Annotated in this window: 26 protein-coding genes; all 26 read left to right on the forward strand. The window is 36.9% G+C overall.

What is annotated here, in order from left to right; translation table 11 throughout:
* The first annotated feature begins 14 nt into the window (after nt 1-14).
* Nucleotides 15-893 (forward strand): methylenetetrahydrofolate reductase, encoded by an 879-nt coding sequence (locus tag AB1349_05240; GenBank protein ID MEW6556743.1) that lies wholly within the window; start codon nt 15-17, stop codon nt 891-893.
* 1 nt (nt 894) lies between these two features.
* Nucleotides 895-1,158, forward strand: coding sequence for a hypothetical protein (locus AB1349_05245; protein MEW6556744.1), 264 nt, complete (start codon nt 895-897; stop codon nt 1,156-1,158).
* 4 nt (nt 1,159-1,162) lie between these two features.
* Nucleotides 1,163-1,768, forward strand: a complete 606-nt coding sequence (locus AB1349_05250; GenBank protein ID MEW6556745.1) for a cyclodeaminase/cyclohydrolase family protein — start codon at nt 1,163-1,165, stop codon at nt 1,766-1,768.
* The gene (locus tag AB1349_05255) at nt 1,765-2,682 is read left to right on the forward strand and encodes a bifunctional 5,10-methylenetetrahydrofolate dehydrogenase/5,10-methenyltetrahydrofolate cyclohydrolase (GenBank protein ID MEW6556746.1); all 918 of its coding nucleotides are present in this window, start codon (nt 1,765-1,767) and stop codon (nt 2,680-2,682) included. Before AB1349_05250 ends, AB1349_05255 begins: the two co-directional genes overlap by 4 nt.
* A gap of 58 nt (nt 2,683-2,740) precedes the next feature.
* Nucleotides 2,741-3,754 (forward strand): 4Fe-4S dicluster domain-containing protein, encoded by a 1,014-nt coding sequence (locus AB1349_05260; GenBank protein ID MEW6556747.1) that lies wholly within the window; start codon nt 2,741-2,743, stop codon nt 3,752-3,754.
* Between the two features lie 65 nt (nt 3,755-3,819).
* Nucleotides 3,820-4,638, forward strand: a complete 819-nt coding sequence (locus AB1349_05265) for an FAD/NAD(P)-binding protein (GenBank protein MEW6556748.1) — start codon at nt 3,820-3,822, stop codon at nt 4,636-4,638.
* Between the two features lie 3 nt (nt 4,639-4,641).
* Nucleotides 4,642-4,836, forward strand: coding sequence for a hypothetical protein (locus AB1349_05270; GenBank protein ID MEW6556749.1), 195 nt, complete (start codon nt 4,642-4,644; stop codon nt 4,834-4,836).
* 103 nt (nt 4,837-4,939) lie between these two features.
* A complete protein-coding gene (locus tag AB1349_05275) occupies nt 4,940-5,434 on the forward strand; it encodes a 4Fe-4S dicluster domain-containing protein (protein ID MEW6556750.1) in 495 nt (164 codons plus the stop codon).
* Nucleotides 5,435-5,517: 83 nt separating this feature from the next.
* Nucleotides 5,518-6,411 carry a complex I subunit 1 family protein gene (locus AB1349_05280; GenBank protein MEW6556751.1) on the forward strand — a complete coding sequence of 298 codons (894 nt, stop codon included), beginning with the start codon at nt 5,518-5,520 and terminating at the stop codon, nt 6,409-6,411.
* Nucleotides 6,412-6,425: 14 nt separating this feature from the next.
* On the forward strand, nt 6,426-7,979 hold the full coding sequence (locus tag AB1349_05285; protein MEW6556752.1) for a FlgO family outer membrane protein: 1,554 nt from the start codon (nt 6,426-6,428) through the stop codon (nt 7,977-7,979).
* A complete protein-coding gene (gene nuoB / locus AB1349_05290; GenBank protein MEW6556753.1) occupies nt 7,976-8,410 on the forward strand; it encodes an NADH-quinone oxidoreductase subunit NuoB in 435 nt (144 codons plus the stop codon). The genes AB1349_05285 and nuoB overlap by 4 nt, the downstream gene beginning before the upstream one ends.
* Before the next feature lie 26 nt (nt 8,411-8,436).
* Nucleotides 8,437-8,877 (forward strand): NADH-quinone oxidoreductase subunit C, encoded by a 441-nt coding sequence (locus AB1349_05295; GenBank protein ID MEW6556754.1) that lies wholly within the window; start codon nt 8,437-8,439, stop codon nt 8,875-8,877.
* 27 nt (nt 8,878-8,904) lie between these two features.
* On the forward strand, nt 8,905-9,261 hold the full coding sequence (locus AB1349_05300; protein MEW6556755.1) for a hypothetical protein: 357 nt from the start codon (nt 8,905-8,907) through the stop codon (nt 9,259-9,261).
* A complete protein-coding gene (locus AB1349_05305; GenBank protein MEW6556756.1) occupies nt 9,258-10,457 on the forward strand; it encodes a nickel-dependent hydrogenase large subunit in 1,200 nt (399 codons plus the stop codon). The genes AB1349_05300 and AB1349_05305 overlap by 4 nt, the downstream gene beginning before the upstream one ends.
* A 24-nt stretch (nt 10,458-10,481) precedes the next feature.
* Nucleotides 10,482-10,841 (forward strand): hypothetical protein, encoded by a 360-nt coding sequence (locus tag AB1349_05310; protein ID MEW6556757.1) that lies wholly within the window; start codon nt 10,482-10,484, stop codon nt 10,839-10,841.
* A complete protein-coding gene (locus AB1349_05315; GenBank protein MEW6556758.1) occupies nt 10,842-12,245 on the forward strand; it encodes an NADH-quinone oxidoreductase subunit L in 1,404 nt (467 codons plus the stop codon). It begins immediately after the preceding gene.
* Between the two features lie 103 nt (nt 12,246-12,348).
* A complete protein-coding gene (locus tag AB1349_05320) occupies nt 12,349-14,340 on the forward strand; it encodes a proton-conducting transporter membrane subunit (protein MEW6556759.1) in 1,992 nt (663 codons plus the stop codon).
* A gap of 4 nt (nt 14,341-14,344) precedes the next feature.
* Nucleotides 14,345-14,884, forward strand: coding sequence for a hydrogenase subunit MbhD domain-containing protein (locus tag AB1349_05325; protein MEW6556760.1), 540 nt, complete (start codon nt 14,345-14,347; stop codon nt 14,882-14,884).
* A gap of 65 nt (nt 14,885-14,949) precedes the next feature.
* On the forward strand, nt 14,950-15,381 hold the full coding sequence (locus AB1349_05330) for an MnhB domain-containing protein (protein ID MEW6556761.1): 432 nt from the start codon (nt 14,950-14,952) through the stop codon (nt 15,379-15,381).
* A 12-nt stretch (nt 15,382-15,393) separates the two neighbouring features.
* The gene (locus AB1349_05335; protein ID MEW6556762.1) at nt 15,394-15,729 is read left to right on the forward strand and encodes a sodium:proton antiporter; all 336 of its coding nucleotides are present in this window, start codon (nt 15,394-15,396) and stop codon (nt 15,727-15,729) included.
* 44 nt (nt 15,730-15,773) lie between these two features.
* Entirely contained in the window at nt 15,774-16,118 is a 345-nt protein-coding gene (locus AB1349_05340; GenBank protein MEW6556763.1) for a four helix bundle protein, read from the forward strand.
* 20 nt (nt 16,119-16,138) lie between these two features.
* Entirely contained in the window at nt 16,139-17,683 is a 1,545-nt protein-coding gene (locus AB1349_05345) for a proton-conducting transporter membrane subunit (protein ID MEW6556764.1), read from the forward strand.
* Nucleotides 17,684-17,702: 19 nt separating this feature from the next.
* Nucleotides 17,703-18,164, forward strand: coding sequence for a Na+/H+ antiporter subunit E (locus AB1349_05350; protein ID MEW6556765.1), 462 nt, complete (start codon nt 17,703-17,705; stop codon nt 18,162-18,164).
* Between the two features lie 39 nt (nt 18,165-18,203).
* A complete protein-coding gene (locus AB1349_05355) occupies nt 18,204-18,461 on the forward strand; it encodes a monovalent cation/H+ antiporter complex subunit F (GenBank protein MEW6556766.1) in 258 nt (85 codons plus the stop codon).
* Nucleotides 18,462-18,562: 101 nt separating this feature from the next.
* Complete coding sequence (locus AB1349_05360; GenBank protein MEW6556767.1) at nt 18,563-18,835, forward strand: monovalent cation/H(+) antiporter subunit G; 273 nt, start codon at nt 18,563-18,565, stop codon at nt 18,833-18,835.
* A 1-nt stretch (nt 18,836) separates the two neighbouring features.
* On the forward strand, nt 18,837-19,077 hold a 241-nt coding region (locus AB1349_05365), incomplete at its 3' end, for a 4Fe-4S binding protein (GenBank protein MEW6556768.1).

The raw sequence follows: 19,077 nt of genomic DNA on the forward strand, positions 1-19,077 counted from the left end.
GAGCAACTAAGAAAATGAGACTGACAGAATTATTTTCTAAAAAGTTTGTTGTTACTTCTGAAATTGGACCGCCAAAAGGTTGGCAGATTGAAAAGTGTTTACAGGAAGCAGAACACCTTAAAGGCAAGGTAGATGCGATAAATGTTACTGATAATCAATCCTCAGTTATGAGATTCGGTTCGCTTGCGACCTGTCATTTCCTAAAAGACAGAGGAATTGAGCCTGTTTATCAGGTTGTCTGTCGTGACAGAAACAGAATTGCGTTGCAGTCGGATATTTTAAGCGCTGCCGCATTTGGTATTGAAAATCTGCTTTTACTAACAGGTGACCACACGAAACTTGGCGACCATCCGCAAGCAAAACCGGTTTTTGATTTAGATTCTGTTTCACTGATTTATGCTGTGAAGAAACTTGAAGAAGGTCAAGACCTCGCTGGGAACAAACTTGAAAGTGAACCACCCAAATTTTCAATTGGTGCGGTTGTTTCGCCGTGTTCTGACCCTGTTGAGCCACAACTCATAAAGATGGAGAAAAAAGTTAAAGCAGGTGCACAATTTTTTCAAACCCAGGCGGTTTATGAAACAGACAAATTTGTAAAGTTTATGGAAAAAGCAAAACAGTTTGGTGTTCCTGTAATGGCTGGTATTGTAGTTTTGAAAAGTGTTGGTATGGCGAGATATATGAACGAAAATGTTGCAGGTGTTTATGTGCCTGATAATCTTATAGAAGAACTTAAAAAAGATAAAGAAAAAACGAAATCAGGTCAGACAGGGATAGAAATTGCAGCAAAACTTATCAAAGAACTCAAGCCATACTGTCAGGGTGTTCACATAATGCCACTCGGCTGGGACGACAAAGTTCCAAAAATCATAGAACTTGCCGGGCTTTCCTAGAATGTTCACTATTGATAATTTTCAAATTATTATTGGTGCGATAAGTTTTATTATAATTCTGATTGTTCTTGGTAAAATCAGTCGGCAATTGGACAATATCAGCAGTTGTCTTGGATATATCCAAAAAAAAGCAAAAGATACAGAGGATACAACAAAATGGGCTTGGGATATTATTAAAGCCAAATTAGAAATTTTAATTAAAGAACTTGAAAAAGAAAAAAAAGAAAAAAAGGAGATAAAAAACAACGATATAAAATGGGTATGATAAGATGCAAGAAAAATATATCAACAATTCTATAAAAAAATATCTTGACGATTTATCTGCGAAACTGCCAGCACCGGGCGGTGGAAGTGCGGCTGCATTAGTTTCCGCAACAGGTGTTTCCTGTCTTTTGATGGTAGCCAATTTTAGTATCGGCAAAAAGGGGTATGAGCAGTATCAGGATGAGTTAAAAAAAATCGTGGTGGAACTGTCAACTTTTAAGTGTCAATTGTCAACCTTAATTGATGAAGATGTAAAAGCATACACAAATCTTTCAGAAGCGTATAAAACCAAAACAACTGACAAAATACAGGATGCGTTAAGAAATGCGCTGGCGGTTCCTTGTAAAATTTTTGAGATTTCAGTTGAAGCAATTCCCTTGGCAGAAAGGCTTTCTGAAATCGGCAACAGGAATCTGATAAGCGATGTTGCCTGTGGGGTTTCAATACTCCGTGCAGGGATTGAATCGTCAAAGTTCAATATAGACATAAATCTGAAATTTATTACTGATGCTAAATTCGTAAAAGAGACAAAAACAAAATACGAAAAAATGTTAAAAGTTGCGGTTGAGAATATAGAAACAATAATCAAAAAAACAGGCGAGAAACAATGACTGCGAAAATTATTGATGGCAACAAAATTGCCGAAGGAATAAAAGCAGAAGTAAAAGCAGAAATAGAAAGATTGAAAGAAAAACCGATGCTTGTCGCGATACAAGTTGGCGATAATCCTGCAAGTCAGGTTTATATAAAAAATCAAAAGTCATCTTGTGAAGAAGCAGGTATAATATACAATCTTGTCCAGTTTGACAATAGTATAACAGAAGACAATTTGATTGCTGAGATAGAAAAAATAAACCGAGATGAGAAAGTTACCGGGATAATTTTACAGATGCCGCTACCCACACATATCAATTCAAGACGGATTCAGATGGCACTCTTGCCTGAAAAAGATGTTGAAGGTGTTTCACCAGTCAATCTTGGCAAACTTTTATATGCTGATGTGAAACCAATTGTTGCGCCCTGTACTGCACTTGCGGTTATGGAATGTATAAAATCAACCGATGTAGAACTCAAAGGCAAAGAGACAGTAATTGTCGGGCATAGCGAAATTGTTGGTAAACCAGTTACACTTATGCTTTTGTCTTCACTTTTAGAATCTGCGACACCAACAGTTTGTCATATAGCAACAAAAGATTTAGCAAGCCATACAAAACGAGCGGAGATTTTGATAGTTGCTGTCGGAAAGGCAGGACTTATCAAAGGTGATATGATAAAAGAAGGTGCAATTGTGATAGATGTCGGAATAAATCGTGTTCCTGTAAAAAAGGGGGGAGATGAAAAAGGCGAGCCAGTAATTGACGAAAAAACAGGTAAGCCAAAAATGAAAACAGTAGGCGATGTTATTTTTGCTGAGGCGGTGAATGTTGCAGCATATATCACACCTGTTCCAGGTGGTGTTGGTGCAGTTACAACATCAATGCTATTAAAAAACCTGTTAAGTCTCTATCTTCAAAAGAAAAAATAAAAAAAAATCTTTTTCCACTTGACAAATTTTTGTCAATTTGATATACTTAACGAAGTTTATGGAAACTAAATATATCAACAACCAAAACTGGCAGAACTTTTTGTTAAATCAGATAGAAAAATATGATATTTTTTCGCTTTTTGTAGCCGACGAGAATAACTATAATTATTCAAAACTATCTTCTAAAAACTTAAATGAGACAGTTATTGGTAAATATCGTGCCCAGGTACCGATTAAAACATTTTTCTTTCCACCAGTCGAAAAAATAATTCCTGCTGCTGAAAAAAAACCAAAAATTATAATTGGCATAAAAGCATGCGAACTGGTTCATCTTCGGTTGTTTGACAGTATATTTCTGGGTGGTGAATACAGAGACACTGTTTATGAAGAAGCGAGAAAAAACACAATAATAATTTCTGCTGATTGCACATCTGCGAAGGAATGTTGTTTCTGTTCTGTTATTGACGGTCAGCCATATGCGACATCAGGTTTTGATATAAATCTTCGGCCTGTTGGAAACGGGTTTGTTGTTGAAATTTTAAGCGAAAAGGGTAAAGAACTCGTTAAAAAAAATGAACATCTTTTCCAGGATATAGTTCAAAACTACATAATTGAATCCGAAAGAAACAGAAGAAGCGTTAACGAACAGGTTATAAGAATAAATATAAAGAAGAATATAAATTTTACAAAGCGACTTAACAAGGCGGTTAATTCAGTCAACCCAGAATTCTGGAATGAGGTTTCTAAAGAATGCGTTGAATGTGGTGGCTGCAGATTTGTCTGTTCAAGTTGTTATTGTTTTTTGCTTGGTGAGCTTCCGGATTTTGAGAAATATCGGTTATGGGATGCCTGTCAGTTTAAGGGCTATGCGCGTGTAGCAGGTGGTGCTAATCCTAAGCCGACAAAAGAAAAACGGTATAAAAACTTGTATTCTTGCAAGTTTGATTACCGGTATACAAATTTCGGTTTCTATGCCTGTAGCGGGTGTGGTAGATGTATTGAGGTTTGTCCTGCAGAAATAGATATAAGAGAAGTAATAACGCAGATTTCCGCAGATGAAGTACGCAGATGACCGCGGATAGAAAACGCAGATGACCGCAGATTTATCAGCGGTCATCTGCGATGTTATCAGCGATTATGAAAAATATTTATCAACCTATTAAATCAGAAATAATAAAAGTCAGCGATGAAAGCCCGAATATAAAAACATTTACATTAAAACCATCGGAAAGGATTTCGTTTGCAACAGGACAGTTCATAGAATTAGCAGTTGACGGTATCGGTGAAGCGCCGTTTACACCTTCGTCATCGCCTTTTGAAACAGAGACAATAGATGTTACAATAATGCAAGTCGGCTATGTCACCGAAAAAATACATCAATTAAAAAAAGGTGATATTGTCGGTATCCGCGGTCCATATGGCAAGGGCTATCCTATAGATCAAATGTTCAATAAAGAAGTATTGATATTAGGTGGTGGTGTTGGTATGGCGCCGCTTCGCTCATTTTTGTTAACTTTAATTAATCAAATTGATAAATTCAGAAAAATTATTTTATGTTACGGTGCCAAAAGTCCAGAAGATATAATTTACAAATTGGAATTTGAAAAATGGAAAAAAATAAAAAAACTGGAAATATTGCAAAGCGTAGATAAGTGTCCAACAGGTGTATGGAAAGGAACGATTGGTGTTGTGACCTGTCTTTTGGATAAAGTAAAAGTTGACCTAAAAAATGTTGTTTCGGTTGTATGTGGTCCACCTGTTATGATGAAGTTTGGCACGAAAAGACTTTTAGAATACGGTTTTGTACCTGAACAGATTTATCTTTCTATGGAAAAGAATATGTCCTGCGGTTTAGGGAAATGCGGGCATTGTCAGTTAGGACCTTATTTTGTTTGCAAAGACGGTCCTGTTTTTACTTACGATAAAATAAAGGACTTTGAAGAAATCTGGGATTAAAATATGAACAAAAGACAAAGAGAGTTTATTGTAAATATATGTGAGAAAATTATCGTTTATGTGCTAACCATTGCTATTATTGGACAGGCGTTAGAAAAAGGAGTTTCGGTCCGAGGATTTATAATTCTTTTTATATTATCTACAATTTTGTTTATTATTGGATTAATTGTATCGTCGGAAATAAAGGAGGAAAGATGAGTTTTGAGAATACTCTAATTTTTGTTATGGGATTTTTTGTGGTTTTATTTGGTTCCATAGTAATAATTGATTACCTGAAACGTAAAAAGGCAGCAAGATAACAATGTCTAAAAAAATTCTTATTGATTTAGAAAAATATTATAAAACCAAAAACTTTTTAGCAGAGTGCAGTTATTTTTATCATCAACTAACTGCCAATGATGCCCCTAAAAACAACGGGGTTGAAAAACTACTGTCAAAAGCGGCACAATTTGTTATTTGCCGTCAATGCAAAAGAGCTGATTGCATCCTTGCCTGTCCAAATGAAGCGCTTGAAAAGAATAAAGATGGTATTTTAGAAAGACATAATTTCAGATGCACATCATGTAAAAGTTGTTCGGTTGCATGTCCATTTGGCACAATTTATCCGGAAATTTTGTCGTATAAGACCGCACAATGCGATTATTGTATTGATAGATGCAACGGTAAACCGCCAAAGTGTGTTGAGACAGACAAAACGGGGATTTTGAGTTGGGTTGATATAGAAGCAGACGAAACAAAAAGCATTTACAAAATTTCAGATAAACTTTTGGTATATTCGTTGAAGTGGCACAAATAACAGTTTAGAGTGTAGAGAATTTAGTTTAGAGAAAACTCAAAAACTCTAAACTCTAAACTCTAAACTCTGAACTCTAAACTCTAATGAAATTACTTTTTGAATTTATTATTTTTCCGGGATTTTTATTCACAGCTGCTGTTGGAATGGTTTTTTCTTGGATTGACCGCAAGGTTACTGCACGGGTTCAATGGCGGAAGGGGCCGCCTTTCTTTCAGCCGCTTTATGATTTCGTAAAACTTCTTGGTAAAGAAACTATTGTGCCATCGTCGGCGAATTCAACAGTTTTCCTGTTAACACCGCTTGTCGCAATCGCATCCACGACACTTGCATCATTTATTCTATGGAAAGCGCTTTTGAATCCGCAATCACTTTTTGTCGGCGATTTAATAGTTGTAATTTATCTGTTGGCAATTACACCAATCGCTGTGATTTTAGGCGCTTCTTCTTCTGCTAATCCGATTGCTGCACTTGCTGCATCAAGAGAGATGAAACTATTCCTATCATATGAATTACCATTTGTGTTTTCAGTTTTAGTACCTGTAATAAAATTACAAACAATAAAACTTGGCGAGATTGTATCATATCAGCAAATATCAGGCATAGTTTTTAATTCATTTTCAGGCATTATTGCATTTATTATATTTCTTTTAACAATTCAAGCGAAATTAGGGCTTGTGCCGTTTGATGTCGCGGAAGCCGAGACGGAAATCGCTGGTGGTGTTTTTATAGAGTATTCCGGTGTGCCACTTGCATTACATAAATTAAATCGGATAATGCTGCTGTTTGTGATACCAGTTTTTTCAGCAGTGTTGTTTTTTGGCGGCAAAATTTTAGGCGCTGTTGCAGTTCTGGTTTTAATAATTCTGATAAGGAACACAAACCCGAGAGTAAGAATAGACCAGGCGATAAAATTTTTCTGGCGTAGTTGCCTGATTTGTTCAATTTTTGCAGTAATTCTGGCGACGGTCAGATTTTAAGGAGAAAAACCTTTATGAATAAATCAATGAAGTTGGCATTCTTTGTCCTTTTAATGGCATCGCAAACCGCATTTTCGGCGGAGTTGGAAAAACTTGCATTAAAACTTGAAGAAGGAATAAGAGATTATCAGAATATAAAAATGGCTGTGCTTGAATTTCCATATACAAGCCATAAACCGTCGGAAGGGCCGATAATCATACAGGAAAGATTAACGACTAATTTTGCACAAAACAAGAAAATAACCCTAATAGAGAGAAATTTATTGAAGAAAGTTCTTGTTGAATTAAACCTGCAATCCTCAGGTGCTATAGATGAAGATACTACGAAGAAATTAGGCAAGATTTTAGGTGCGGATGCCGTGGTTACGGGAACTTTGAATGACTTGGAAAATGAGGAAGTTGAAATAAACGCAAGGATAGTTCAAACTGAGACAGGTAAAATACTCTCGGCTGCAAACACAACAATAAAGAAAACATGGAAAGATACAGCCGCCCCACCCCAACCACCATCAACAACTTATTCTAAAAAACCGCTTGTACAGGTAGCGATTCTGCTTGATACTTCAGGCAGTATGGATGGACTTATAAATCAGGCGAGAACACAATTATGGAAAATAGTAAACGAACTTGTTTCATCTGAAAAAAATGGAAGTCAACCTACTATTGAAGTTGCACTTTATGAATATGGTAATTCAGGATTATCACCGCAGAACGGGTATATAAGACAGGTTCAAACTTTTACAACTGATTTGGATAAAATCGCCAGTGAACTTTTTGCACTCAAAACAAACGGTGGTGATGAGTACTGCGGGTATGTTATAAAAGAGTCAGTCAACAACCTTAAGTGGAGTAAGTTTGACGATGTTTATAAAACAATTTTTATTGCAGGGAATGAACCGTTTACACAGGGTGCTGTTGATTTCAAACAGGCGGTTTCGTTAGCCAAAGCAAAAGGAATATTTGTGAATACGATTTTCTGTGGCAGAAGACAGGAAGGCATTGCAACGCAATGGAAAGCCGGCGCTGACCTTGCTGACGGTGAGTACACGAACATTGACCAATCGGCACCCGTAGCGACAATTACGGCGCCCCAGGATGATAAAATAACAGAACTTGGTATGGAGTTAAACAAGACATACATTGCTTATGGTAAGGAATCGCCGAAAGCACTGGCGAAGCAAAAGAAAGTAAACCAATTATCTAAATCTGCAGGTCCGACAGTTATGGCTGAAAAATATGTGGCTCAGGCAAAATCTGTCGGTTCCAGTTCTTCTTGGGATTTGGTATCTGCAATAGAAAGCGGTGCAATAAAAAAAGATGACATAAAAAAAGATGATCTGCCTGAAGAATTAAGGAAAATGAACAAAAATGAGATTGATAAATACATAGACCAGAAACTTGATGAAAGAAAAAAAATAAGAGAACAAATTTCTGAACTTCAAGAAGAAAGAAAAAAATATATTGCTCAGAAAGAAAAAGAAACGACGGGTGCTCCGGCTACTCTGGATAAGGCCGTCATAGATGCAGTTCATAAACAAGCATTAAATAAAGGATTTAAGTTTAAATGAATTCTACTTCCATAAAAATAAAGGCGTTAACAAAATCAATCTGGGTATTTCATGTAGCGTGCAGTCCGTGTAACAACTGTGATATTGAGATTTTGGATGCACTTACTCCGAGATACGATTTGGAAAGATTCGGTATCCAACTTGTCGGTTCTGTTCGCCATGCGGATGCCTTGCTTGTTACCGGTATGGTGAATAAAAAAGTTGTAGATAGAGTAAAACGGTTGTATGAACAGGCACCTAAACCATGTGTTGTAATTGCTGTTGGCGGTTGCGCCTGTTCAGAGACGATATTCAGGGATTCATATAATGCCTGCGGACCTATTGATAAAATTATTCCGGTGAACGCATATATTCCCGGATGTCCGCCAAAACCGGAAGCAATAATAATGGGTGTTGTAAAACTGGTAAAAGCGTTGAAGGGAGAAAGTTAAAAGTTAAAGGTTAAAAGTCAAAATTTATGGATGTGATTGAGAAAATAAAAGAGAAACTTGGCAACAAAATCAAAAAATTTGTAGAATATAATCCACGCAGGTTTTATATTGATGTTTTACCATCGGATATTGTAGAAGTTGCCAGAATTTTATTTAATGACTTTGAATTGAGATTTATTATTGCATCGGGTGTTGACAGACGAGACGGGCTTGAGATACTTTACCATTTTTCAGAAGATAAAACTGGAAAAATTGTATCAATTCGCGTTTTAATTCCTGATAAAGAAAAACCGGAAATTGAAACAATCTCAAAAGTGATAAAAGGTGCTGAGTGGATTGAAAGGGAAATGTGGGAACTTCTGGGTATAAACTTCAAAGGTCATCCGAATCTAAAACATCTTTTGTTGCGCGACGACTGGCCAAGTTGCAATTATCCGTTAAGGCAAGGTCAGGGTGAGAGAAAATGAGAAAACCACACGGAAGGTGAAATCAAGATGAGTGTAGCCGATATAGCCAAGGCATTAGGTAAAGTTGTTCAGAACTTGATTGTGCCTGAACTGCGTGCTATAAGAACCGAGTTAGAACATCATAATGAACAGTTCGGACAAATTGATAAGCGGTTTGAACAAGTTGATAAACGGTTTGAGCAAGTTGATAAACGGTTTGAAATGGTTTTTGATGAATTAAAATCTATGCGAAAAGATATGGAAGAAATAAAAGTCGGTCAAGCACAAATACTTGCCAAACTTGAGTTAGACCATCGGATGACAAGAATAGAAACAATAATTGAAAAAGCAGGATTATTCACAGGAATTGCTAGAGAAAAGACGGAAAACTACAAACCAAAATGACTGATAAAAAACGAACTGTTATACCAATAGGTCCGTATCATCCGCTGCAGGAAGAGGCGGAATTTTTCAAGTTATATGTTGAAGGCGAAAAAGTGGTTGATATGGATATAGAAATCGGCTACAACCACAGAGGAATTGAAAAACTTTCTGAATCACTGCATTGGGACCAATCCACATTTCTGGTGGAAAGAATTTGTGGTATATGTTCCACAAGCCATCCGTTTGCATATGTTAATGCAGTTGAAGATTTAGCAGGAATAGAAATCCCTGTCCGTGCAAAATATATTCGTTCAATCATAGGCGAACTGGAAAGATTTGAATCGCATCTGTTATGGCTTGGGCTTGCAGGACATTTTCTTGGCTACAATACCGTCTGGATGTGGGCGTGGAAATATCGTGAGATGGTTGAAGATATGTGCGAGTTTATAACAGGAAATAGAAATCACTATGCAATGATGAAAATTGGTGGTGTGCGTTTAGATATTGAGAAGAAAGATATTCCACAAATAGAAAAAATGTGCGATAGTTATATTCCTGTGCTTGATATGTTCAAAGGTGCGGTGATGGACGACCCTGTGATTCATGCAAGAACAAAAGGTGTGGGAATATTACCGAAGGAAGTTGCTATTGATTATTGTGTTGTAGGACCTACTGCACGAGCAAGTGGTGTAGATATTGATGTCCGGCGGGATGACCCACAAAACAGTGCGTACAATTTAGTTGATTGGAAAGTTATTGTTACACAAAATGGCGATGTGTTTGATAAACTTATTGTAAGGATTCTTGAACTGTATGAATCAGCAAAAATAATAAAAGGTTGTCTTGAAGGACTCAAAAAGGAGCCGGAAGGCAATTTTGACTTAAATGTAAAAGAAATTCCCGTCGGTGAAGGGATTGGACATTATGAGGCACCCCGTGGCGAGGTGTATCACTATGTTCGGTCTGATGGTTCTTCTCGGCCTGTTCGTCATAAAGTTAGAGCACCAAGTTATGTCAATGTTCCATCAAACCAGTATGCTGTCCGAGGGCAGACCATTTCCGATGCTGCGATAATTCTTGCAGCGGTTGACCCGTGTTATTGCTGTACAGAACGGGTTGCTGTGATAGATAAAGCAAAAAACAAAAAACTGATGAATGGTTTTGATTTGATTAAACTCTGTCAAAAGAAAACAGAAAAAATTAAAAGCAAAATATAAAACGGATTGAATAGGTAAAAACAAATGACCTGGTTACAGATATTAGCACAGGCAGGTGTGATGGCTACATTTGTTGGAGTAGCGATAGCAGTAGCAGCGTATTTCAACGGGAAACATATTAAAGAAGGTGTTGGACAATTAGGAAAGATGATTGAAGGATTAGGAAAGCTGATTGAAGAAGGGCATAAAGAATTAGCAGAGATTATTAGAGAAGAAGGAAGACAGACCCGGGAACTTCTTGCAAAAATGGATGAGAAAATGGATAAAATGGCTACAAAAATGGACGAAAGGACTGAAAAAATTGCCGAACTAATTGCTATGATACCACAAAAGACAGTAATGTTAATAAAGGAAAAAGGAACGGAATACAAAACGGATAAATAGATGGGAACATTAGTTTTATTATCAATCGGAATTCCATTTTTTGGTTCATTTGTAAATTTGATTATTAGGAAAAAACAGGCATTGCTTTCTACAATATTTATATTTGCAGGTTTTGTTACTTCTGCTTTCCTTGTTTCACCAATACTGTCAGGAATAACAAAATATTTTTACAAATATTTTACTGACTTTTTCTCAACCGCATTTGTGATTGACGGCCTTTCTGTATTTATGGCGGTTGTCTCTTCGTTTATCGGATTTTTAATAGCAATTTATTCAGCAGGTTATATGCAAAATTACCAGCATCTTAAAGAATACTATTTCTATATTACTTTATTTGTCGGCTCTATGCTTGGACTGGTTTTTTCGGCGAATCTTTTGTTACTTTTTATCTTCTGGGAAATTACAGCGCTCTGTTCCTGGCGATTGATTGGTTTTTACAGAGATGAGAAAGGGCTTTTAGCGGGCGACCGCGCGTTTCTATTAACATTTCTTGGCTCGGGATTGATGCTCGCCGGGTTTGCACTGGTTTTTGCTGAATATAGTACATTAAACATTTTAACATTGCACGGTAAAACGATACCACTCTTTGCGATGGTTTTAATTTTTTGCGGGATGCTCGCTAAATCCGCCCAACTGCCGTTTCATTTGTGGCTCCCTAATGCAGGTGTTGCACCATCACCGGTTACCGCATTTCTTCACGCTGCTGTTTTGGTAAAAATAGGTGTGTATGCGTTTGCACGGCTTTTTGTGTTCACATTCCCAATGATTCCTGATTTTCAGAATATAGTTGCGATTATTTCAGTAATTACGATACTGGTTGCAGGTGCCGCTGCTTTTGTAGAACACGATATAAAAAGAATACTTGCATATTCTACAATTTCACAAATTGGCTACATATTTTTGGGATTTAGTACAAATGTACTAATTGGAATTACCGGCGCTATTTTTTATATTCTTGTTCACGGACTTGGTAAGGCAGGCCTGTTTTTAGCCGCAGGGATTGTAGAGCACAACACACACGAAAAAGATATCAGGAAACTTGGCGGGCTTGCGAAAACGATGCCGTTGACATCAATTGCGTTTCTTTTATGTGCATTCTCAATTATAGGTTTCCCGCCATTTGGTGGCTTTTTTGCCAAACTTTATGTAGTGATGTCAATAGTGCAATCAGGAAAAATTTGGCTTGCAGCACTTGCTATTTTAGGTGCTGTATTTACGCTACTGTATCTTTTCCGTCTGTATAATGCTGTATTTTTAGGAACGCAGATTACGCTGAAAAAAAACGCAGATTACGCAGAAAAGACAAAGTCCATGGTTGTTGTGGTTTTACTCTTTGGTATTCTGTCACTTTTGACTGGACTTCTGCCACAGATTCCTTTGGCATTTATTGAACTAATAAAATGAAAGACCCGCTTACTATTTTGTATGGTGTGATGTCAATTATTGCACTTGTCGGTATTGTATGGGTTACAATTCATGATAAAAAGATGAGGAAAGCAAAACAGCAATGAGCATCCTACTTTACCCGATTTTTTTACCAATTGTGATTGGTATTGTAATGTTATTGATAGGTAGACGCGGCCTTAAGGCCTCACTACCTGTAATTACGACATTTATCGTTTTAATTTTAAGTATTGTATTATTTTCAGCAGGTGAGATAAATTATACGATTCCATGGCTTTCTTTTGGAATTGATTTTTCTCTTCGGGCTTATTCATTTTCAGCAATGTGTGTTTTGTTTTCGTCATTATTTGCATTTTTAATCTGCCTTTACCTTCTACCTTCTACCTTCTACCTTCTACCTTCTTTCATACTCATCAATCTCGGAGTTGTTAACGGTGCGCTTCTTTCAAACAATTTTGTAATTTTTGTTTTATTCTGGGAACTCGCTGCGATAATGTTGTATTTATTAATAAGAACACAGAACAGATACGAAATCCCGCAAGCGAGGCACGGAACAGACACGGAAAGTTCTGTTTCAGTTCCGTGTAAAGTTCAGAGTCAGTTCTGTGATTCCTACAAAACAGCGACGAAGGCGCTTTATATTATCGGGTTTTCAGATTTCTGCCTTTTACTCGGAATCATTTTATTGTGGAATTTAACAAAAACATTTAATATGTCCAAAATCCATAATCTTCTACCTTCTACCTTCTACCTTCTACCTTTTACCTGCCTTTGCATTGGTGCACTTGCAAAGGCAGGTGCGATGCCGTTCCATACATGGATACCGGATGCGTCTAAAGATGCGCCGGTTGAAGTAATGGCATATCTTCCCGCATCTCTGGACAAACTTTTAGGAATATATCTTCTTGTCAGAATTTGTACCGACTTCTTTAACTGTCAACTGTCAATTGTCAACTGTCAACTTGTTTTGATGTTCCTCGGCGCTTTTACAATCATCGCTGCCGTATTTATGGCACTTGTTCAGCATGACTTAAAAAAAATGATTGCGTATATGAATATATCAGGTGCAGGTTATATGGTTTTAGGTATTGGAACTAATACCCCTATTGGTATTGCAGGTGGACTTTTTTATATGTTAGGCACAGTTTTATGGACATCGTGTTTGTTTTTATGTAGTGGTTCGGTTGAAAAACAAACAGGAACAACGGAATTAGATAAACTTGGTGGACTTTCAAAAGTGATGCCAATTACTTTTTGGGCAACCCTAATTGCTGCACTTTCAATTTCAGGTGTCCCACCGTTTAATGGTTTCTTCTCAAAATGGCTGATTTATCAAGGGCTGATACAGCAGATAGCAGATAGCAGATGGCAGATAGCAGTTGTTTTGTTTTTAGTAGCAGCGATGTTTGGTTCTGCACTTACTTTAGCGTCATTTATAAAATTGATACATTCAACATTTTTGGGCAAACCGTCAACCGTCAACCGTCAACCGTCAACCGATGTCTCATGGACGATGTGGTTCCCGACGGTAATTTTAGCAGTATTGTGTATTATTTTCGGCATTTTCGCCTATCAGATTCCATTGAAACATTTCATCTTTCCTTCCATTCGCTTCGCTCACCCCCCAATAAATTGGGGGGCATTTAGTGGATTATGGCATCCTGATTTAGCAACATTGTTAATTATTGTCGGCATAATTCTCGGCTTGATAATTTATCTTTTGGGAACGATAAAAACTATAAGAAAAACGGAAACATATATCTACGGTGAATCACCTGAAATTTTTACAGAGGGCTTCCAGGGAACGGAATTTTATCTTACGATTTCTAACTCAAAACCATTCGCTTCAATTTATAAAAAAGCAGAAAAGGGAATATTAGATTTCTACAACTGGGCATTTAATATCGCAAAAATGGTTGCCAATAGTTTCTTTATATGTATTGACAGAATGCTTGAAAATATTTATATTGGTATAGACCGTTTGACAGCGATTGTTTCAACATTTACTTCGGAACTTCAGGGCGGGCTTTTGCAGATTTATCTTTATTGGTCACTGTTTGGATTGATGATTCTTTTATTTATGCTTTGCAGGTGAACAAATGTCTGAAATAATTTTAATTTCAAGTTTAATTTTTGTTCTTATTATGGCGGTTGTTGCGGTTCAGATAAGAGATTTGTTATCTTCGGTGATGGCGCTTGGTGGTGTTGGCTTCGGGCTTGCGATTATTTTTATGTTCTTGGCAGCGCCTGAAGTTATGACTGCACAACTTGTCGTAGAGGTTATCTGTTTTACAATAATGGTAGCGGTTGTATTTAAGACATCTAAAATTGATAAAACGAGAAAATACTCGGTGCAAGAAATTTCACCTGCGGCTGCGATGTTTTTCTTTGGTATAATTTTTGTTATTTTTGTTATTTGGGGAATAAAAGAACTACCCATGTTCGGTTCACCACTGATGCGGACTTCATCGTTACAGATTAGTAAAACGGTTTCAGAAATCGGCGCTACAAATATCGTCACTGCGATTCTTCTGGACTTTCGTGCATGGAATACATTGATTGAAGCAGTTATTATTATTACAATGATTATTGGTGTTGCGGTGATTTTGAGGAAGAAAGGGAAAAAGTTGATTAGATGATTAGATGATTAGTTGATTGGTCATTTTATCTAATTAACTGTTCAACTAATTAACTTTGCTAAATTATGGATAAAACAATAAAAATTTTGACAAGTTATGTTATTGGACTGATTTTGGTTTTTGGGTGCTATGTTGTTATTTACGGTCATATTCTTCCTGGTGAAGGTTTTGATGGCGGGATGCTGATTGCGTCTGCATTTATTCTGTGTATGATTGTCTATGGTAAAGATGAAGCAAGAAAGCGGATAAATTTTTCAACTGCATTGGTTGTTTCAGCGATTTCAGGGCTTTTACTAATCGTTATAGGATTTATAGGGTTAGTGGGTTACAGGGAAGGACACAAATTTTTCTTTGATAATTTTTTGCCACAAGGTAATCCACATCAGTTGTTTTCAGGCGGGATTGTGCCGATATGTAATGTTTTGCTCGGGTTTTTAGTCGGGTTTGGTTTTTACGCGCTGTTTGGCTATTTGGTTGTGTTTAGAAACGAACGTTAGCGGGCAAACTTTATGATTATTTATCTATCAAGTATTTTATTGTTTTTAATCGGGCTTTACTGTATAGTCAGTAAAGAGAATCTGCTTAAAGTAGTGATTGGTATAAAAATTATGGGTTATGGTGTATGTTTGTTTTTTATACTTTTGGGCTGGGAAACGGATGCGCAGGCACCGATAATTGTTGAAGGAACTCAAAAAATTTTTGTTGATCCGTTACCGCAGGCGTTAATTCCTGCTATTATGATAATTTCGCTTGCCGCTACAATTCTGATGCTTGCGACCTGTGTGCGTCTGTATGAAAAATACGGCACATTTGATATCAGTAAGATAAAAGAACTAAAAGGATAGTTGAGAGTTGAGAGAGATTAGTTTAGAGATAGATTAAAAGACTGATGTTTAATTTTGAGAAATTAATAGTTTGGCAAAAAGCAGTAAAATTTAGTGATGAAATATATGAAATGACAAAAAGATTCCCAAAAGAAGAAATTTTTGGAATTACAAGCCAATTACGACGAGCAAGTATATCTATTGCATTAAATATCGATGAAGGGGCAGGTAGAAAATCAAAAAAAGAATTTTCTCATTTTTTAGCTATGGCTTATGGCTCTCTATGTGAGGTTATTACAATATTGAAAATATGTTTGAGCAGAAAATATATTGATGAAAAGATATACGTGAAATTTTATACTGATGGTGAAGAAATTGCCCGTATGATAAGCAGTATCTCTAAACGCTAAACTAAGTTCTCTAAACTAATATGTTAATACTCTTATTTCCACTATTGCCAATAATTTCAGCGTTGATTTTGGTAATACTTGAACGATTTGATGAAGATTCAGGCGATTGGCTATCTTCTTCAACTGCGTTTGTGCTTTTAGCAATGGCAGTGACAATTATTTTTACACTCAACGGTGGAGCACTGGTCTATCATATGGGTGGCTGGGTTTCGCCACTCGGTGTGGATTTGGTTTTAGACGGATTTTCAGCACTGATGCTTGTGGTTATAAACCTTGTCGGATTTCTGTCAATGCTTTATTCTGTTGAATATATGAAAAAATTCACCTCAAAGGCAAAGTTCTATATTCTGCATCTGTTTCTGATTGCCGGGCTTAACGGGATTGTGCTTTCAGGCGATATTTTCAACTTTTATGTGTTTCTGGAAATGGTTGCATTTTCGTCTTACGCACTTGTTGCATTCGGTGTTGAACAGCCGGATTTAGAGGCATCAATAAGGTATCAGGTTTTAGGAACTGTCGGGTCGTTCTTTTTACTTTTCGGAATCGGGATTCTGTATTCGGTGACAGGCACACTTGATTTAGCGGATATGTCAAAATATATTTCACAAACCGGTGTTAGTAGAGCAGTTATGTTTTCAATACCACTTTTACTTTTCGGGTTTGCATTAAAAGCAGCGCTTGTCCCGTTTCATGCGTGGCTTCCTGATGCGTATCCAACCGCACCTGCACCTGTTACGATGATGTTAGCAGGTACCGTCTCAAAGGTTTGTTCAATTTATGGGATTGTGCGGGTCTTTTTTGGCGTAACCGGCGTTTCACCAACACTTCATCAAGTACTTTTATATGCAGGGCTTATATCAATCTTTTTTGGCGCGTTTTCAGCGTTGAAACAAATTGACCTCAAACGGCTATTAGCGTATTCTTCAATTTCGCAGATTGGTTATGTTATGCTCGGGCTTGGTATCGGCACGCCGCTTGGTTATGCAGGTGCGCTTTTTCATATATTAAATCATGCAACTTTTAAGTCGCTCTATTTTATGGTTGCCGGTAGTGTTGAACATTCTACAGGTGAGCGTGATATTACAAAATTAAGCGAGCTTTCTGACAAGATGCCAACGACATTTTTATCATCTTTATCCGCATCGTTTTCGTTAGGCGGTGTGCCGCCGTTTGGTGGTTTCTTCTCTAAATTATTGATAATTCTTGCATTATTCAAGAGTGATTATATTGTTGTCGGGCTTCTTGTTGTAGTAAGTGCAGTTTTTACACTTGCATATTTCTTGAAAATCCAGCGGAATGTCTTTCTCCGAAAAAGTTTAGAGTTTAGAGAAATTAGTTTAGAGAATCCTGAATTTAATTCAGGACAAAATCTCTCAACTCTCAACTCTCAACTCTCAACTCTAAAAGAGGTGCCGGTTTTAATGCGTGTGTCAATGCTGGTGCTTGCGATTGTTTGTTTGGGTTTAGGCTTGGCATTCCCGTGGATATTGAAAGCAGTAGTTGAACCCGCAGTAAAGGTCTTGACATTAGGTTGCGGCTACGGGAACCTAATATCGGGATTATAATAAATGAAAACTGAATAAAATGAAAAAATTCTCACTATTTGCATTATGTTTTATATTCTGGCTGCTTTTAGTATGGCGGGTTGACTGGCAGAATACTGTTGTCGGACTTGTAATATCTATTTTTGTATCAGCGCTTTTTGGTAATATAGAAAAAAGTGGAGAAAAAACACGCCCGATTTATTTTGTTTTATTTTTCGTAAGAGTAGTCTGGTTATGGATAAAAGCGTCAGTTATAGAGGTTTATCTTGCGCTTTCACCACAAGAAATAAAGGCAGAGGAGATTGAAATTGAGATTAATAATAATAATGAAAAAAGCAAGGCATTCTTAATTATGGCGTTGAATCTATCACCAAATATAACTGTAATAGATGACAGAGAAGATAAAATACTAATAAATTCACATGGCAGAAACAAGGAAGATATTGTAAAAGATGTAGAAAAATTAGAAAAACTTATTGAAAAAATAGTCAGTAGTCAATAGACCATAGACCATTGACTATTGACCATTGACGATATGTATATGCTAAACATTGCATTATTGATATTAGTTGTTGCCTGTTTTTTGTGTCTATGGCGGTTTGTTAAAGGACCTAACGGCTCCGATAGATTTCTATCAATAATACTTTTGACACATATTGCAATGGGTTTTTTAGGGATATATGCCGTAAAAACCCAATCGGAATTCCTGATTGATTTAACGATAGATACTGTGATACTTGCATTTATTGGCACACTTGCAGTAAGCAAATACTTGCAAGGAAAAGAGTTAGACGAATAAAAAGGCAGGTTAAAGGTAAAAATAAAAGGTTAAAATTAAAGGTATAAACTAAAATTCAGAAATTTTAACCTTTAACCTTAAACCTTTAACTTGATTTTATTGTGGTTGAAATAATAATTGTGATTGGTTCACTGATAGTTCTGATTGGCTGTATTGGATTTGTTCGGTTCACTGATTTTCATACTCGTGCACAGATTGTTGCAAAATCAGTCCCGTTTGGCATATCTATTATTCTGTTGGGTGTATTTGTATATCTTGGGTTTGATGAAATGGGAATAAGAGCACTAATTGCAATTCTGCTACTTTTATTCCTTGTGCCAATAATCAGTTATGCAATATCAACGGCAATTAAAAATGTAAAATGTAAAATGTAAAATGAGATACCCAAAATTACGAGAGTTAAAAGAAGCAATCAAGGCGTTAATCAAAGGACCTTATACTACAAAGTTCCCGTTTGAACCGCACACGCCATTTCCGCGCTTTCGCGGGAAGCCGGTTCCTGATGAGAAAAATTGTATCGGCTGCGGTGCCTGTGCAGAGGTCTGTCCAACTCGTGCAATAGAAGTTATTGACCCTGATATTACACTCACCCGCTCACCCACTCACCTGCTCACCC

Source organism: Elusimicrobiota bacterium (genome assembly GCA_040757695.1).
In the GTDB taxonomy this organism is placed as follows: domain Bacteria; phylum Elusimicrobiota; class UBA8919; order UBA8919; family UBA8919; genus JBFLWK01.

Coding starts and splice junctions, on each gene's coding strand:
- AB1349_05240 (MEW6556743.1), top strand. CDS start 15: ATGAGACTGACAGAATTATTTTCTAAAAAGTTTGTTGTTACTTCTGAA.
- AB1349_05245 (MEW6556744.1), top strand. CDS start 895: ATGTTCACTATTGATAATTTTCAAATTATTATTGGTGCGATAAGTTTT.
- AB1349_05250 (MEW6556745.1), top strand. CDS start 1,163: ATGCAAGAAAAATATATCAACAATTCTATAAAAAAATATCTTGACGAT.
- AB1349_05255 (MEW6556746.1), top strand. CDS start 1,765: ATGACTGCGAAAATTATTGATGGCAACAAAATTGCCGAAGGAATAAAA.
- AB1349_05260 (MEW6556747.1), top strand. CDS start 2,741: ATGGAAACTAAATATATCAACAACCAAAACTGGCAGAACTTTTTGTTA.
- AB1349_05265 (MEW6556748.1), top strand. CDS start 3,820: ATGAAAAATATTTATCAACCTATTAAATCAGAAATAATAAAAGTCAGC.
- AB1349_05270 (MEW6556749.1), top strand. CDS start 4,642: ATGAACAAAAGACAAAGAGAGTTTATTGTAAATATATGTGAGAAAATT.
- AB1349_05275 (MEW6556750.1), top strand. CDS start 4,940: ATGTCTAAAAAAATTCTTATTGATTTAGAAAAATATTATAAAACCAAA.
- AB1349_05280 (MEW6556751.1), top strand. CDS start 5,518: ATGAAATTACTTTTTGAATTTATTATTTTTCCGGGATTTTTATTCACA.
- AB1349_05285 (MEW6556752.1), top strand. CDS start 6,426: ATGAATAAATCAATGAAGTTGGCATTCTTTGTCCTTTTAATGGCATCG.
- nuoB (MEW6556753.1), top strand. CDS start 7,976: ATGAATTCTACTTCCATAAAAATAAAGGCGTTAACAAAATCAATCTGG.
- AB1349_05295 (MEW6556754.1), top strand. CDS start 8,437: ATGGATGTGATTGAGAAAATAAAAGAGAAACTTGGCAACAAAATCAAA.
- AB1349_05300 (MEW6556755.1), top strand. CDS start 8,905: ATGAGTGTAGCCGATATAGCCAAGGCATTAGGTAAAGTTGTTCAGAAC.
- AB1349_05305 (MEW6556756.1), top strand. CDS start 9,258: ATGACTGATAAAAAACGAACTGTTATACCAATAGGTCCGTATCATCCG.
- AB1349_05310 (MEW6556757.1), top strand. CDS start 10,482: ATGACCTGGTTACAGATATTAGCACAGGCAGGTGTGATGGCTACATTT.
- AB1349_05315 (MEW6556758.1), top strand. CDS start 10,842: ATGGGAACATTAGTTTTATTATCAATCGGAATTCCATTTTTTGGTTCA.
- AB1349_05320 (MEW6556759.1), top strand. CDS start 12,349: ATGAGCATCCTACTTTACCCGATTTTTTTACCAATTGTGATTGGTATT.
- AB1349_05325 (MEW6556760.1), top strand. CDS start 14,345: ATGTCTGAAATAATTTTAATTTCAAGTTTAATTTTTGTTCTTATTATG.
- AB1349_05330 (MEW6556761.1), top strand. CDS start 14,950: ATGGATAAAACAATAAAAATTTTGACAAGTTATGTTATTGGACTGATT.
- AB1349_05335 (MEW6556762.1), top strand. CDS start 15,394: ATGATTATTTATCTATCAAGTATTTTATTGTTTTTAATCGGGCTTTAC.
- AB1349_05340 (MEW6556763.1), top strand. CDS start 15,774: ATGTTTAATTTTGAGAAATTAATAGTTTGGCAAAAAGCAGTAAAATTT.
- AB1349_05345 (MEW6556764.1), top strand. CDS start 16,139: ATGTTAATACTCTTATTTCCACTATTGCCAATAATTTCAGCGTTGATT.
- AB1349_05350 (MEW6556765.1), top strand. CDS start 17,703: ATGAAAAAATTCTCACTATTTGCATTATGTTTTATATTCTGGCTGCTT.
- AB1349_05355 (MEW6556766.1), top strand. CDS start 18,204: ATGCTAAACATTGCATTATTGATATTAGTTGTTGCCTGTTTTTTGTGT.